At 53.3% G+C, this 15024-nt stretch carries 14 protein-coding genes; 9 read left to right on the forward strand and 5 right to left on the reverse strand.

What is annotated here, in order from left to right; genetic code table 11:
- Window positions 1-9: 9 nt before the first annotated feature.
- The 5 genes from tsaC to ACJJI6_RS16570 form a co-directional block, all read right to left on the reverse strand.
- Window positions 10-576 carry an L-threonylcarbamoyladenylate synthase type 1 TsaC gene (gene tsaC / locus ACJJI6_RS16550; protein ID WP_475711296.1) on the reverse strand — a complete coding sequence of 189 codons (567 nt, stop codon included), beginning with the start codon at window positions 574-576 and terminating at the stop codon, window positions 10-12.
- A 13-nt stretch (window positions 577-589) separates the two neighbouring features.
- Window positions 590-715 carry a hypothetical protein gene (locus ACJJI6_RS16555; protein ID WP_282930538.1) on the reverse strand — a complete coding sequence of 42 codons (126 nt, stop codon included), beginning with the start codon at window positions 713-715 and terminating at the stop codon, window positions 590-592.
- 152 nt (window positions 716-867) lie between these two features.
- On the reverse strand, window positions 868-2301 hold the full coding sequence (locus ACJJI6_RS16560; protein ID WP_475711298.1) for a catalase: 1434 nt from the start codon (window positions 2299-2301) through the stop codon (window positions 868-870).
- A gap of 128 nt (window positions 2302-2429) precedes the next feature.
- On the reverse strand, window positions 2430-3596 hold the full coding sequence (gene dprA / locus ACJJI6_RS16565; RefSeq protein ID WP_475711300.1) for a DNA-processing protein DprA: 1167 nt from the start codon (window positions 3594-3596) through the stop codon (window positions 2430-2432).
- 78 nt (window positions 3597-3674) lie between these two features.
- On the reverse strand, window positions 3675-4757 hold the full coding sequence (locus ACJJI6_RS16570; protein WP_475711301.1) for a LysM peptidoglycan-binding domain-containing protein: 1083 nt from the start codon (window positions 4755-4757) through the stop codon (window positions 3675-3677).
- Between the two features lie 183 nt (window positions 4758-4940).
- Here ACJJI6_RS16570 and def point away from each other — a divergent pair, with 183 nt between their 5' ends.
- From def to ACJJI6_RS16615, 9 genes are all read left to right on the forward strand, one after another.
- Window positions 4941-5447, forward strand: coding sequence for a peptide deformylase (def, locus tag ACJJI6_RS16575; protein ID WP_282930542.1), 507 nt, complete (start codon window positions 4941-4943; stop codon window positions 5445-5447).
- Window positions 5448-5523: 76 nt separating this feature from the next.
- Window positions 5524-6471: a methionyl-tRNA formyltransferase gene (gene fmt, locus ACJJI6_RS16580; RefSeq protein WP_445355332.1), complete on the forward strand. Its 948-nt coding sequence runs from the start codon at window positions 5524-5526 to the stop codon at window positions 6469-6471.
- Between the two features lie 2 nt (window positions 6472-6473).
- On the forward strand, window positions 6474-7781 hold the full coding sequence (gene rsmB, locus ACJJI6_RS16585) for a 16S rRNA (cytosine(967)-C(5))-methyltransferase RsmB (protein ID WP_445355333.1): 1308 nt from the start codon (window positions 6474-6476) through the stop codon (window positions 7779-7781).
- A 30-nt stretch (window positions 7782-7811) separates the two neighbouring features.
- Entirely contained in the window at window positions 7812-9197 is a 1386-nt protein-coding gene (trkA, locus tag ACJJI6_RS16590) for a Trk system potassium transporter TrkA (protein WP_282930545.1), read from the forward strand.
- A gap of 86 nt (window positions 9198-9283) precedes the next feature.
- Window positions 9284-10735, forward strand: coding sequence for a TrkH family potassium uptake protein (locus ACJJI6_RS16595; protein ID WP_282930546.1), 1452 nt, complete (start codon window positions 9284-9286; stop codon window positions 10733-10735).
- 97 nt (window positions 10736-10832) lie between these two features.
- On the forward strand, window positions 10833-11864 hold the full coding sequence (locus ACJJI6_RS16600; protein WP_108731210.1) for an efflux RND transporter periplasmic adaptor subunit: 1032 nt from the start codon (window positions 10833-10835) through the stop codon (window positions 11862-11864).
- 46 nt (window positions 11865-11910) lie between these two features.
- Window positions 11911-12606, forward strand: coding sequence for an ABC transporter ATP-binding protein (locus ACJJI6_RS16605; protein WP_282930547.1), 696 nt, complete (start codon window positions 11911-11913; stop codon window positions 12604-12606).
- Window positions 12603-13763, forward strand: a complete 1161-nt coding sequence (locus ACJJI6_RS16610) for an ABC transporter permease (RefSeq protein WP_444940347.1) — start codon at window positions 12603-12605, stop codon at window positions 13761-13763. Before ACJJI6_RS16605 ends, ACJJI6_RS16610 begins: the two co-directional genes overlap by 4 nt.
- Window positions 13764-13826: 63 nt before the next feature.
- Entirely contained in the window at window positions 13827-15014 is a 1188-nt protein-coding gene (locus ACJJI6_RS16615) for an ABC transporter permease (protein ID WP_445355334.1), read from the forward strand.
- Window positions 15015-15024: the final 10 nt, after the last annotated feature.

Below are 15024 nucleotides of genomic sequence, written 5' to 3' on the forward strand. Positions count from 1 at the left end.
GTTTTGAAATTAAGCACCCGCCCTCAGCACGCGGCCACTTTGCAGATCGCGTATTTCACTGGGGGCGCTGCGGCCACCGGTTGAGCCGCCACCGACAAAGTCGAGATCGCGGCCGAAATAGCGCAGTACCTGGTATTTATTACGGGCGGGTTGAGACCCGGCCGGGTTTGCTGAAGTGGATACGATAGCACCGCCAAAGGCGCGTGTTAACGCAGCGGTAAACGGATGATCGGTGCAGCGCAGGGCTACAGATTTATGCACCCCACAGACCCAGGAAGGAATCTGGTCCCGATGGGGTACAAGCCAGGTAACCGGGCCCGGCCAGCTGTGATCCAACTGTTCTTTTTGTCCATCACTGAGATCGCTGAGGAGGGGGGCAAAATGTGTTCTATCACCGGAGACCAGGATCAAACCCTTTTCAAGCGGACGATGCTTGAGTTGTAGCAGGCGCCTAACAGCCAACAGGTTATTGGGATCGCAAGCCAAGCCCCATACAGATTCAGTGGGATGGGCAATAACACCACCCGCCGCCAGGGCGCGGGCAGCCTGTTTTACGGAAAGTGGTGAGTACTTCATCTTAATGCCGGTTTTACTTCATCTTTACGCTGCTGCAAATCTTGCTGCAAGGGAATATGGAACGGACACCAAAGGCAACTTCCACTACAGGCACATCAAAGTCAAAACCCGTCAGGATCGCTACAAAAGGCTTTCTCATTTCGACTCGCCTGAATATCAAGCGAGGTGAACCGAGGCAATCTAGCGGATTGCCCAACTGTGTACAAGTTGTAACCGCCTTGCTCAGCCCAGCTTTCTATTTCAGACAAAGGCTGTGGCAATTTATATAAAACCGGGCCAGAAATCCGCTCTTCAAAGCGCCATTTTTACCCCTGACGCATAGCTGGGATGTACTTTGTGGAACTCAGCCAATTGTCGCTGAATTATTTCATCCGGTACACCCGCCATCGCTTCTGCAATATTGTTATATAAGCGCTGTTTTTGTTCATCGTTGAACAAGTCAAAGAGCGCTCGAACCTGACTGTAATCATCATTGCCTTTGCGGTGGTCATATCTATCTGCCGCACCGGATATTGGTAACGGGGGTTCTTTCGCTTTTGGGTCCTCCTCTGCTCCAGAAAAACTATTCGGCTCATAAAAGGCATCCGGATTGCCACTGCGGATACCCGTGCTATTCATTTCACCATCCCGATAGTAATTATGGACAGGACAGCGCGGTACATTCACTGGAAGACTCTCATAGTGAGTTCCCAAGCGGTGACGATGTGCATCGGCATAAGAGAATATACGCGCCTGCAGCATCTTATCCGGTGAGAAACTGATACCTGGCACGATATTGGATGGAGAGAAAGCTGCCTGCTCGATTTCTGCAAAATAGTCTTGCGGGTTGCGATTCAACTCCATGGTTCCCACCTCGATAGGTGGATAATCACCATGAGGCCATACCTTGGTGAGGTCAAAGGGGTTGTAGTTTGTTTTGCCGAGGTCTGCTGCGGGCATGACTTGAATCTGGAATGTCCACTTCGGGCATTCTCCGTTTTCTATTGCGCTGTACATCGCCTCCTGGTAACTCTCCCGGGAGCGCCCAATCACAGTTTCAGCTTCCGAATTGGTGAAGTACCTATGTCCCTGCTGGGTCTTGAAATGGAATTTCACCCAGAAACGCTCCCCATTGTGATTCCACAGGGAGAAGGTATGGGAGCCATAACCATTCATATGCAACGGAGATATGGGCAAACCGCGATCGGAGAACAGTATGGTCACCTGGTGGAGGCTTTCAGGGCTCAACGACCAGAAATCCCACATGGCTGTGGGGGAGCGCAAGTGAGTTCGTGGATGCCGTTTTTGTGTGTGGATAAAGTCTGGAAATTTGTAGGGGTCTCGTACAAAAAAGACTGGCGTATTGTTGCCGACCAAATCCCAATTGCCCTCCTCCGTATAAAACTTCAGTGCAAAACCACGCACATCCCGCTCCGCATCAGCTGCACCCAACTCACCGGCCACAGTTGAAAAACGGGCCAACAGTGGGGTCTCTGCCCCCGGCTGCAAAACCCGGGCACAGGTGTAGTTAGAAATATCACCAGTTACCCTCAAAACCCCATAGGCGCCCCAACCTTTGGCATGTACCGCCCGCTCAGGTATGCGCTCACGATTTTGATGCGCCAGTTTTTCGATAAGTTGATAATCTTGAATCAAAAGGGGGCCATCTGGCCCCGCTGAAAGGCTATTTTGATTATCGGGAACCGGAGCGCCGGCATCAGTGGTGAGTTTGGGTTTATCCGCCATAATTAGACTCCACTTTTGGAATCCACTGAGTATTAGCGCTGTCCCAGAACTGCGCGAATTGATCGGCGGCTACACCATCAAACAAGGGGACTCTTACTAATTCTTTCCGTAATTTCCGAGCAAGACCTTTAGAGACTCACTGGCTCCGCAGGGGTTTTAGCCAGTTTTTTCCCTTCCGTATAACGGCTGCTCTTCATTGTTAGCTGGTAAGACCCTGTGAGTTGCTCCACCAAGCCCTCTAACTCCAACTCCATCAATGCAGCCATCAATTCACCCGCCGCAACCCCGGTATCACGAGACAATAGCTCGATACTCCGAGGCCCTCCGACAAGCGCTCTGATGATATGTTGCTGAAGCTCGGGCAGTGGTTTAGCAGGGGGGAGATCACTGGATGTGGGCTCTGCAAGTAAACCGCCCAGCTGGCGAGCTACATCTGCGCTGGTTTCAACCAGTGTCGCACCTTCTTTAATCAGGTGGTGGCAACCCCTGGCCATTGGGTTGTGAATAGAACCTGGAATCGCAAAAACCTCACGATTCTGCTCCAGTGCTAAACGCGCCGTAATCAGAGAGCCTGAGCGCATCGCTGCTTCTACCAGTAATACCCCCATTGAAAGGCCACTGATAATCCGGTTCCTCCGCGGGAAGTTCTTCGCTTCAGCACTGCTGCCTATGGGCAATTCGCTGACCAAAGCACCGCCTGCAGCAAGAATGTCCTCCGCCAGGGGGCGATTATGTTTTGGATAAATACAGTCGACTCCACTACCCAAAACTGCGACCGTGGAGCCCGCTACCTGCAGCGCCCCTCTGTGAGCAGCGGCATCTACGCCCAGAGCCAGCCCGGAAGTGATAGCAAATCCGGAACCGGCCAATTCCGCGGCGAAGGCCCGGGCATTATCCAGACCCGCCACTGTGGCCCGACGGGCACCCACCATCGCTACCTGCGGTAGATTTAGAGCGCTTCTTTCACCACGAATATAGAGCACAGGCGGGGGGCGTGAAGTCTCCGATAACAGGGCGGGATAATCGGGATCGCTGTGACAAATCAGCTGCACGCCCAGGTCTGCGCAGCGGGCCTGCTCGCACTTAACCCAATCGATGAGTTCACTGGCGGCAGATCGGCTGGAAAACCCCCGCCACTGGGTTTGGGCCCGCGGTGATAACTTTTCCAGAAGAGGTTGAGGAAACTGGTGGAGAGCCTCTTCGGCAGTGGCAAAGTACTCCAGTAATTGCCAGTAGCGAGCTGGGCCAATTCCCTCAAGACGCAGCAACGCCATAGTAGCGGTCAATGCATCCATGCGACTTACCATTTTCTGTTTTGAAGGTTGTGCGGCAGGGCAAACAGCAACACCTGCCGCGAGATTTTCTGGGATCGCTTAGGGGTTGCGCACCATATCCATCACTGCCAGCGGGCGACGGGCATCCAGTACCAGGGCTAGGCTCATTTTTTCAAAGGTGCGGAATACCATCAACTCACCAGCGCGGGTATCTGGGAGCTTCACCACGTCACCAGCAATACGGTCGCGTACTGTTGAACCCGCTTTGTATATCGCTAGGACGTTGCCGGGTTGCAAGCCGTCTCTGTCTCCCGAATTCAAGATAACAACATCAAACTTACCAATTTGGTTTACCCCTTCATCAACACCTACAATCACCCCATCAACCGTGACACCCGGTGCGCTAGGGTGGAACAGCGCATCAATTGAGCGCTCTTCTACGGGCATCAACCGATCTTCAAGACGAACCTCACGAGAAGTGTTACGCACGCCCATTGTCGCTATAGAAAAATTCGAGTTGTTATCCGGATTGCTATCTGGGTCCAGCTGCAACAGGTCTAAAGTACCTATGCCAAGTGCCTGACGCCCGAGGACTTCACCAGATACTGGGTCAGTATAAATAGGACCAGGGCGATAGAGCCCGTACGAAGGTAAAGGCGCCGCAAAATCACCGCGAGCGTAGAGGATATCTCCAGCACCCATCAAAATATGATTTTCTGACCCAGAAACTACATAGGGAGTCCCCTCAAAAGCACCGGGCTCTACAATACGAGTCCGCGATAAAAAAGCATTGATCGCATCCAGCGGAATCGCCGGAATTGCATCCTCAACTGCCTGGCGGCGGATCGAGGGCGACAGGCGGTTGCCATCAACCCCCGGCGACAGTTGATACGCCCGGGGGCCGCGTTGCAGCTGTAGCTGTGGTTGGCCGTCTATATAAACAAGGCGCAGGCTATCTCCTGGATAAATCAGGTGGGGGTTTTCCACCTGTGGGTTCACTTGCCAAATCTCCGGCCAGTACCAGGGTTGCACCAGGAACTGACTGGAAATATCCCAGAGCGTATCGCCCTTTTGCACCACATAAGCGTCGGGGTGACTGGGGTTCAGGCGAACCTGATCCTGTGCTTCGACACCAAGGGCAACCGCTAACATCGAGATCGCGGCCAGGATAATTTTTTTCATGGAAGCATTCCTATGCTCTTTATCGCTATAATTCTCAGCGCCGGGCCACTCCCGTGAAGGGAGCGAGACCGGACCCGGGCGCATAGCGCCAGCAAAAACAGGGGTCCACTCGGTAAATTTTGAGCGCGATCATAATGTTATCAGCGCACGTTCAACGAATACTAGAAGTTTGTCACAGGTGTTATGGCTAAACTCGAGATACTGGAATTTCCCGATCCGCGCCTGCGCGAGGTCGCTAAACCCGTCGCTGAAGTGACCGACGCCCACCGCCAATTGCTCGACGACATGTTTGAAACCATGTACGCCGCGCCCGGCATCGGCCTCGCCGCCATCCAAGTCAATGTGCAGGAGCGCATTGTGGTGGTGGATATCTCTGAAGACGGCAATGAACCGCTCGGGTTTATCAACCCCGAGATCGAAGTGCTGGACCCGGAGATCCACCAGTACGACGAGGGCTGCCTGTCAGTTCCCGGTTTCTACGAAACGGTGGAGCGCCCGCGCAAAGTGCGTGTTAAAGCCCTGGACCGCAATGGCGAACCTTTTGCCCTTGAGGCCGAGGGATTGCTGGCGGTCTGTATCCAACATGAAGTCGATCATTTGGACGGCAAGCTGTTCGTGGATTACGTCTCGCCACTGAAGCGCAACCGCATCCGCTCTAAGCTGGAAAAATCCCAGCGCCGCCGCGCCTGATCTGCGCCAGCCGCAGGAGCTCGGAGCTGCCGACTGACGGCAGCTCTCCCACCCCCCATTACCTGAGAGCAAGTCAGTGAATATTATTTTTGCCGGCACGCCGGACTTTGCCGCTGTGCACCTGCAAGCGCTGCTCGACAGCGAGCACAATGTCATTGCCGTTTACACCCAACCGGATAGGCCGGCTGGGCGCGGTAAGAAATTGCTCGCCAGCCCAGTGAAACAGCTGGCACTCTCCCACAATATCCCGGTGTACCAACCCCTGAGCCTGCGCGATGAGACGGCCCAGGCTGAACTCGCTGCCCTTGAAGCGGATATTATGGTGGTGGTGGCCTACGGCCTGATACTGCCGCAGGTAGTGCTGGATACCCCGCGTCTGGGCTGTATCAATGTGCATGCCTCCCTGTTGCCGCGCTGGCGCGGTGCCGCACCGATCCAACGCGCGGTGGAAGCGGGTGACAATGAAAGTGGCGTCGCCATTATGCAAATGGAGGCGGGCCTGGATACTGGCCCTGTTTTAGTCGAGAGCCGCTGCGCCATTACCGAGTCCGATAGCGGTGGCAGTTTGCACGACAAGCTGGCGGAACTCGGCGGCCCATCCCTCCTCCAGGCCTTGGCTCTACTGGAAAGTGGCAGTGCCAACCCTCAGGTACAAGACGATACGCAGGCTAACTACGCCAACAAAATTACCAAGGAAGAGGCGCAGATTGACTGGCAGCGCCCCGCTGCTGAACTGCATCGATTGATACGCGCTTTTAACCCCTTCCCAGTGTGCTGGAGCACTTATCGGGACAAGAAGGGCGAGCAGCGCCTGCGTATCTATAGCGCAGCCATCGAACAGGGCTGCCACAGTGATCAGCCCGGTACCATTATCTCCAGTGACGACGAAGGTATTTTAGTGGCCTGCGGCCGCGAGGCCCTGCGCCTCCAATTAATACAGCTACCGGGTAAAAAAGCGCTTCCCGCAGCAGAAATTTTGAAAGGCTACCGGGAGCAGTTCGCCCCGGGTACCAAACTGGGATAATTATGAGCAGAGATGTACGCGCCGAGGCCGCCCGAGTTATCGCCTCACTGCTGGAAGAACGTGGCTCGTTGGCAAGACTTCTGCCTGCCGCCGAGGACAAAGTCGAGGAGCGCGACCGCCCTCTGTTGCGGGAGCTCTGTTACGGCAGTGCCCGCACGGCACCGCGCCTGCAATTGATCGCCGCCAAGTTGCTGCGTAAAAAAGTCTCGGATATTGAGATCAATGCACTGATCCTGCTGGGCATTTACCAGCTCGAGTACACTCGCATACCCGATCACGCCGCCATATCTGCAACCGTCAATGCCGCACGCAGCCTCGGTCTGGACAGAGCGACCGGGCTGATCAATGGGGTGCTGCGCAACGCCCTGCGCAACAGTGAGCAGCTTCAGCGCAAACTGTCCGGCAATCCACAGTTCAGCTCTATGCACCCGGCCTGGTTACAGCAGCGGATTAAAGCCGCCTGGCCTGAGAAGGCGTCAGACATCTTCCGCGCCAACAATGCCAACCCACCCATGACCTTGCGGGTAAATACTGCCAAGATCTCGCGCGCGGACTATTTACAACAGCTCGATGAAGCCGGCCTCTCCGCCGAGCCCTGTACTATTTCCCCGGTCGGTATCACGCTGGTTGAGCCGGTTTCAGTCACAGTGCTACCGGGCTTTGCCGAGGGCTTGGCCAGTGTGCAAGATGAGTCCGCGCAACTAGCGGCGCTGCTGTTACAGCCGAAGGAAAATGCCCGGGTGTTGGACGCGTGTGCGGCACCTGGAGGCAAGAGTTGCCACTTATTGGAGCAGGAATCCAGCATTCAGTTGAGCGCGTTGGATATTGAGGAGGACCGCCTGGTGCGGGTCGAGGAAAACCTCGAGCGCAACGGGCAGAGTGCCGAGCTTATCTGTGCCGATGCCACGTCTCCGAATGAGTGGTGGGACGGGCAGCAATACGACCAGATACTACTGGACGCACCCTGTTCGGCAACCGGGGTAATTCGCCGCAACCCGGATATCAAACTTTTGCGCCGGGAAGAAGACATTGCCGAGTTAGTGGCTTTGCAGGGCAAGATCCTGCGCGCTCTGTGGCCCCTGGTTAAACCGGGTGGGCAGTTGCTTTACGCCACCTGTTCCAGCCTGCCGACGGAAAACAGCGAAGTCGTCGCAGCGTTCATTGCGGAGACAGAGGATGCGAGCGACAATACCCCTGAACTGCTAAACGATAAGCCCTGGGGCGAGAAACAAGTTGCCGGTATGCAGCTTCTACCCCAAACCGGCGGCGGTGACGGTTTCTACTACGCTCTGCTGAGCAAAGCTGAATAACGACGTCGCTAGTCGCGAGTCTCATCCGATATGAAAATTGTCATTCTCGGCGCCGGCCAGGTGGGCGGCTCTCTAGCGGAGGCCCTGGCCTCCGAGCGCAATGATATTGTCCTGGTGGACAGCGACGAGAAAACCCTGCGCGAACTGCGCGACCGCATCGATATCGGCGTGGTACTGGGCCACGCCTCTCACCCGGATATTCTGATGGAAGCCGGGATTGAGGATGCGGATATCCTGGTTGCAGTCACCAATAACGATGAGACCAATATGGCGGCCTGCCAGATTGCGCACTCTCTTTTTCGCGTACCCACCAAAATCGCCCGGGTACGGGCCTCTTCCTACCTGCAATACCCGGAATTATTCGATACCCAGGCCATCCCTATCGATGTACTGATCAGCCCGGAGCAACTGGTTTCAGAGTATATCTCCCGCCTGATGGAACACCCCGGAGCCTTGCAGGTGTTGGATTTTGCCGGTGGTCGGGTACAGCTGGTAACGGTTTTAGCCGTTCAGGGCGGGCCTCTGGTTGGGCACCAACTGCGCTATTTGCGCGAGCATATGCCCAAGGTAGATACCCGGGTTGCTGCGATTTATCGTCGCAACCGGCCAATTATTCCCCAGGGTGATACGGTGATTGAAGCCGGCGATGAGGTGTTCTTTATTGCCGCACGAGCAGATATTCGCGCGGTAATGAGCGAACTGCGTCGACTGGAACACGGTTATAAACGAGTAGTGATCGCCGGCGGTGGCAATATTGGTTTGCGCCTGGCCACTCGGCTTGAGAATCGCTATTCGGTAAAAATTATTGAGCAGAGCCACGAGCGCTGTGTCTTTCTATCCGAGGAGCTGTCTCACACCATTATCCTGCACGGCAGCGCCTCCGATCAGGAGCTGCTGCTGGAAGAGAGCATCGAAGATACCGATGTTTTTCTTGCCCTTACCAATGACGACGAGGCTAATATCATGTCGTCACTATTGGCCAAACGTCTGGGCGCACGCAAAGTGATGACCCTGATCAATAACCGCGCTTATGTGGACCTGGTACAGGGCGGTGAAATCGATATTGCCATCTCACCGCAGCAAAATACGATTGGCAGCCTGCTCACCCATGTGCGCCGAGGAGATATGGTCAACGTCCACTCCCTGCGTCGAGGTGCAGCTGAAGCCATTGAGGTTATCGCCCACGGTGACGAGCGCACTTCCAAGGTAGTGGGGCGCAAGATCGAAGATATCGACTTGCCCGAGGGCGCCTCGATTGGCGCCATCGTACGGGAAACGGAAAATGGCAGCGAAGTTTTGATGGCACACGATGATGTCATTGTGCAGAGCGATGACCACGTGATTGTCTTCCTTATCGACCGCCGCCAGACTCGCCATGTTGAACAACTGTTCCAAGTTGGTTTTGGCTTTTTCTGAGCAAATAATATTTTCGTTTTCCGGCGATAACGGTCTCCGCCGTCCAGATAACATTGCAACAAATAACGATAGGCTGATAGGCGCCAATGCGAATTGCGGTAATTGCGCGAGTTTTTGGAATTCTCTTGACGGTGTTCAGCCTGACTCTGCTGCCGCCGATTGGCGTATCCCTGTGGTATGAAGATGGTACTCACAGCGCATTTGTCGCAGCCTTTGTCATCACTCTGATCACCGGCCTGTTCATGTGGCTGCCAGTGCACGATTTGCGCGAAGACCTGCGCACCCGGGACGGGTTCGTAGTGACATCTTTGTTCTGGCTGGTACTGGGCAGCTTCGGTGCCCTGCCCTTTATTATCAGCCCACAGCCTGACTTGAGTATCACCGACTCTATTTTTGAATCCATCTCGGGGCTAACAACCACCGGCGCCACGGTGATTACCGGGTTGGACTCACTGCCTCCTGCCATTCTCTACTACCGCCAGCAGTTGCAGTGGTTTGGCGGTATCGGCGTAATTGTTATCGCCCTGGCCATCCTGCCGATGCTGGGTATCGGTGGTATGCAGCTGTATAAGGCAGAAATTCCCGGCCCGGTAAAAGATACCAAATTGACTCCGCGTATTGCCGAGACAGCACGGGCACTAATTGTTATTTATGTGATTCTTACAATCCTCTGCGGCATCGGCTACTGGTGGGCCGGCATGACGGTATTCGACGCCGTTGGCCATGCGTTTTCCACCGTGGCCAATGGAGGCTTCTCCACCCACGATGCCAGTATGGGTTTCTACGCCCACAACCGCGCGATCATGATTATTTGTATCGTGTTTATGTTTACTGCTGCCATTAACTTCGGTCTGCATTTCTTCGCATTTCGCAACAGGACCCTCAGCCACTATTGGCGCGACTCAGAATTCCGCTTCTACGTTATGTTGATTCTCGGTGCCGGCCTGTTGATCAGCTGTTACCTGTGGATATTGAATATCTTCTCCCCCGGCAACAGCCTGCTACACGGTTTCTTCCAGGTGGTCTCGATCAGCACCACTGCCGGATTCGCCTCGGAAAATTTCTCAGCCTGGCCAGTATTCTTACCCTACGTCCTCTTGCTGTTAGGTATTCTCGGTGCCTGCGCCGGCTCAACCTCGGGGGGCATTAAGGCGGTGCGCGGTATGCTGATTATGAAGTCCGGTATGCGCGAGCTGAATCGCCTGGTACACCCCAATGCGGTTATCCCTATCAAGATCAACCGGAAAATTGTCCCCGATCGAGTTACCGACGCTGTGTGGGGCTTCTTCGCGGTCTATGTTTCATCCTTTTTTATCCTCGCCATTATCGTCATCGCCACCGGTGAGGACTTTGTCACCTCCGTTACTACAGTAGCCTCCTGCCTGAGTAATATCGGACCCGCCCTCGGCGAAGCCGCTGCCCACTATGGTGCGGTTAATGAAGTCGCCAAATGGTTTCTTATCCTGGCGATGTTGATGGGACGCCTGGAAATTTTTACCCTGCTAGTACTACTTACCCCGGCTTTTTGGCGCCACTAACGACACAAGATGTCATGGCCACGCTAACGCGTGGCAATATTTTTTAATTTCTGCCACAGTTGCTGTTTACAGGAAGTAACTAATAAAAACAGGCTGTATGAGCAGAGATACTAGTGCGCTGCTCGGTCAACTCAAAATTGATCGGGAAACAGCGCCCGAACCCAGTTCCCCATCGCGCAAAGTTATATTGGCGGCATCTGTCGGCCTAGTTACTGGCATAGTTATAGGCCTTGCCGGCGCTTCTCTATTTGCAGAAGACAGTACACCAGTGCTCCCCCAAAGTAGCGAACCTCAAGCCAAGACTCTCAGCTTGATTCCCAGGGAGGAAAAATTTCACGAGACCATTCTTAATGCTTCCGGCTATATCACACCGAGGCGCATGGCTACGGTCTCTGCTGAAGTAATGGGCCTGATCAGTAGTGTGGATGTCGAAGAGGGAATGCAGGTCGAGGAGGGGCAGGTTCTGGCCCGCTTGGATGATGCCAAAGCGCGGGTCGCGCTGGATTTTGCCCAGGCACAAATTCAAGTGCTTCAAGCCAAGGAAGCGAGTATTCACGCGAAGTTAAAAGAGGCTGAACGCCAATATCGGCGTTTTGCCGGACTTCGAGACAAAAATTATTCCAGCAAAGCGCAGCTCACCCAAAGTGAATCCTCGGTAGAGGGGTTACGGGCAGACTTAAAAAGTGCCCGCGCCAATATTCAAGTCGCCATTCTTGAAGCTGAGAGGCAGCGAGAACGCCTGGCAGATCATATTATCCGCGCGCCTTTTGCCGGCGTAGTCACGACAAAAAATGCACAACCTGGCGAGATAGTTGCCCCCAGCTCTGCCGGCGGAGGTTTTACCCGTACTGGAATCTGTACCATCGTGGATATGAATTCACTCGAAATCGAAGTGGATGTGAACGAGGCCTTTATCGGCCGGGTCGCCAAGGGACAGAAAGTTAACGCCAACCTGGATGCCTACCCGAACTGGGACATTCCAGCTACCGTTATCGCCATCATTCCAACGGCCGATCGAGCCAAGGCAACTGTTCGAGTGCGAATAGCTATCGATGACAAAGATGCTCGAATCCTGCCGGATATGGGCGTTAAGGTGGGCTTCCTCGCAGGCGAGGCCGCAGCTCCTTAGCAAACACCAATAAAAACACAACAGTATTTATAAGAGGGAATTTGAGATGTCAGAGGAAGTGTTGTTTCAGCTGAAGGATGTCAGCAAAAGTTTTACCAAGGGCAAAGAGACCATTTCCATTTTTGAATCCCTGAATATGGAAATTGATCGCGGTGATTTCGTTGCCATTATGGGGCCTTCGGGCTCCGGTAAAACAACGCTGTTAAATATGTTGGGCGGCGTCGATCAACCCAGCGGTGGAGAGATATGGTTTGACAGCGAGCGCATTGACTCCCTCAATGAAGGCGCCCTAACCCGCTGGCGAGCGAGAAATATTGGTTTCATTTTCCAATTTTACAATTTAATGCCGATGCTCAATGCCCAGCGCAATGTAGAGCTGCCGCTACTGCTGACAAATCTCTCCAAATCTCAACGCCGCCACAATGTGGAAACCGCACTGGCCCTGGTGGGGTTAAGTGATCGGGCAAAACATATGCCCAGTGAAATGTCCGGCGGGCAACAACAGCGTGTTGCCATCGCTCGCGCCATCGTTTCCGATCCAAAACTGATTCTGTGTGATGAGCCCACTGGTGACCTGGATCGTGCCACAGCAGATGAAATACTGGAAATGCTGCAATTGTTAAACCGCGATCACGGCAAAACCATCGTGATGGTTACCCATGATCCCGCGGCTGCAAGATACGCCAAGCGCACGCTGCATCTGGATAAAGGGCAATTTGTGCAGAGGGAAATAGTGGCATGAGTGATTTTTATTTGGTTTTTAAAAATATGACAAGGAAGCCCTTGCGGCTATTCCTTACTTGCTTTGCTATTTTTATCGCCTTCTTGATTTTCGGTTCGGTTACCAGCCTCAAGTCCGCATTAAATTCCAGCGTGGAATTATCCGCTGATAATCGTCTGGTGGTATTCAATAGAATTAACTTTACCCAGTCACTACCCATTGCCTATGTGCAAAAGGTTGCAGCCGTCGAGGGAGTGAAACATGTAACTCATCTCAACTGGTTTGGCGGTTATTTTCAGGAACCCAGCCGGCAGGTCGTTTCAATGGCTGTAGATCCAGAATCCTATTTAAAAGTCTATGAAGAAATTGTTATTCCCGAGGAACAAAAGCAGGCTTGGTTTAACAATAGGCAAGGGGCCTTGGTTGGGGAAAAACTCGCGCAGATTTACGGCTGGAAAGTGGGCGATAGGATTCCTTTATCCTCCAATATTTTTTCGCATAAAGATGGTGGCTACACCTGGGAATTTGTGATTTCCGGGATTTTTAAAGGGGATACGGAACAGTACGATACACGCCAATTATTGTTTCATTATAAATATTTTATGGAGACACAGACTTTCGGTGGTGACTGGATTGGCTGGATGGCACTAACAACCGATGACCCTGCCATCAATGAAAACGTCGCAAAAACTATCGATGACAATTTTGCCAACTCGCAGAGTGAAACCGATACCAGTACCGAGAAAGCCTTTAATAAAGCCTTTATTGAACAAATCGGAAATATTGGCTTAATTATTTTTTCTGTGGTGTTTACTGCCTTTTTCACCATTTTGGTAGTGGTTGGCAACACTATGGCGCTAGCTATTCGCGAGCGTACCGGGGAAATTGCTGTATTAAAAACCCTGGGTTTTTCCAGCACCCGTATTTTCCGAATGGTGCTGTCGGAGTCCCTGTTAATTGCCTTTGTCGGCGGCCTTTCCGGCCTGGCCGCAGCCTGGCTGCTGGTCGAAGGGGTAAAAACCTTCCTTGCCCGCTTTTTGCCCAACTTGATTTTGGATGGGGATATCGCCCTGCAAGCCATTCTATTTATGTTGTTGTTGGGTCTGATTACCGGGCTGATGCCAGCCTTTCAGGCTCTGCGACTTAACATAGTAACTGCATTTAACCGACAACAATAAACTGGTGCCCCACTGAGACTACACAATGGTTTTCACTGGGGAAGCCTTAAAGGAGAAGAAATTATGGGTTCTCTTATTGCACAAATTGTTTCGGTAACCCTGATGAATCTGGGCAGCCTGCGTCGGCGCCTGTGGATGTCACTGGCCATGGTATTTGCCTCGGCAGTTGTCGTCGCAATCCTGCTGGCGTTTCTCGCTATGGCCAAGGGATTTGAGGCGACCATGAGTGGGGCCGGCTCCAGCCAGATCGCTATCCTGATGCGAGAGGGGTCTGCCAGTGAAATCAACTCTGTAATCCTGCAGGACCAGGTCAACCTGATTGCGGAATCGGCCGGTGTTGCCAGGGATACGAACGGCCCGCTGGTATCACCGGAGCTCTACGTTATTGTCGATGGCCTGAAGAAATCCACCGGCACCGAAGCCAATATCCCCTTGCGCGGCCTCAATGAAACCGGCATGGCCATGCGCAATAACATGCGTATGGTGGAGGGGCGTATGTTTACTCCCGGCACTAACGAAATGATTGTTGGTGAAGGGGTATTGCGTGAATTTAATGGTTTCGAAATCGGTAAAGAAGTGCGCTTTGGCAAAAACCTGTGGACAGTTGTTGGGGTCTTTTCCACAGGGGGTAATATATTTGAGAGCGAGCTGTGGGCAGATATCAAAATTATCCAAAGTCACTACAACCGGGGTAACAGCTACCAGTCAATCCGTTTGCAATTGGAGAATAACGGCGATCTCAAGCCCATTCAGGAAACCATCAAACGCGAGCCCCGCCTGAACCTGGAAGCGCAAACCGAACAGGAGTACTTCGCCAGCCAGGGTAAACAACTGCAATATATCGCTACTTTTGGCTGGATTATCAGCTCTGTGATGGCGCTAGGCGCACTGGCCGGGGCGCTCAACACCATGTATACCTCGGTAGCGGACCGGGCTCGTGAAATCGCTACTTTGCGCGCATTGGGGTTCAGCAACTTCTCCGCGTTCTGCGGCACTATTGCTGAGGCAATGGTTTTAGCTGTTGCCGGTGGGCTTTTGGGTTCCCTAGCTGCTTACCTGTTTTTCGACGGCCTCAATACCTCAACTCTGGGAGGCAGTTTTACCCAGGTGGTGTTTAGTTTTGAGATGTCCCCAGACCTGTTTGTGCAGGGCGCCGTATTGGCGCTGGTAATCGGTTTTATCAGCGGCTTCTTCCCAGCCTGGCGCGCGGCACGCATGCCGGTTGTGGTCGCTTTCCGGCACGCGACTTAAATAATTTTAT

Source organism: Microbulbifer maximicatervae (SeqCode) (genome assembly GCF_056232625.1).

Coding starts and splice junctions, on each gene's coding strand:
- ACJJI6_RS16570 (WP_475711301.1), bottom strand. CDS start 4,757: ATGAAAAAAATTATCCTGGCCGCGATCTCGATGTTAGCGGTTGCCCTT.
- ACJJI6_RS16595 (WP_282930546.1), top strand. CDS start 9,284: ATGCGAATTGCGGTAATTGCGCGAGTTTTTGGAATTCTCTTGACGGTG.
- def (WP_282930542.1), top strand. CDS start 4,941: ATGGCTAAACTCGAGATACTGGAATTTCCCGATCCGCGCCTGCGCGAG.
- ACJJI6_RS16555 (WP_282930538.1), bottom strand. CDS start 715: ATGAGAAAGCCTTTTGTAGCGATCCTGACGGGTTTTGACTTTGATGTG.
- ACJJI6_RS16605 (WP_282930547.1), top strand. CDS start 11,911: ATGTCAGAGGAAGTGTTGTTTCAGCTGAAGGATGTCAGCAAAAGTTTT.
- tsaC (WP_475711296.1), bottom strand. CDS start 576: ATGAAGTACTCACCACTTTCCGTAAAACAGGCTGCCCGCGCCCTGGCG.
- ACJJI6_RS16615 (WP_445355334.1), top strand. CDS start 13,827: ATGGGTTCTCTTATTGCACAAATTGTTTCGGTAACCCTGATGAATCTG.
- ACJJI6_RS16560 (WP_475711298.1), bottom strand. CDS start 2,301: ATGGCGGATAAACCCAAACTCACCACTGATGCCGGCGCTCCGGTTCCC.
- dprA (WP_475711300.1), bottom strand. CDS start 3,596: ATGGATGCATTGACCGCTACTATGGCGTTGCTGCGTCTTGAGGGAATT.
- rsmB (WP_445355333.1), top strand. CDS start 6,474: ATGAGCAGAGATGTACGCGCCGAGGCCGCCCGAGTTATCGCCTCACTG.
- ACJJI6_RS16610 (WP_444940347.1), top strand. CDS start 12,603: ATGAGTGATTTTTATTTGGTTTTTAAAAATATGACAAGGAAGCCCTTG.
- ACJJI6_RS16600 (WP_108731210.1), top strand. CDS start 10,833: ATGAGCAGAGATACTAGTGCGCTGCTCGGTCAACTCAAAATTGATCGG.
- trkA (WP_282930545.1), top strand. CDS start 7,812: ATGAAAATTGTCATTCTCGGCGCCGGCCAGGTGGGCGGCTCTCTAGCG.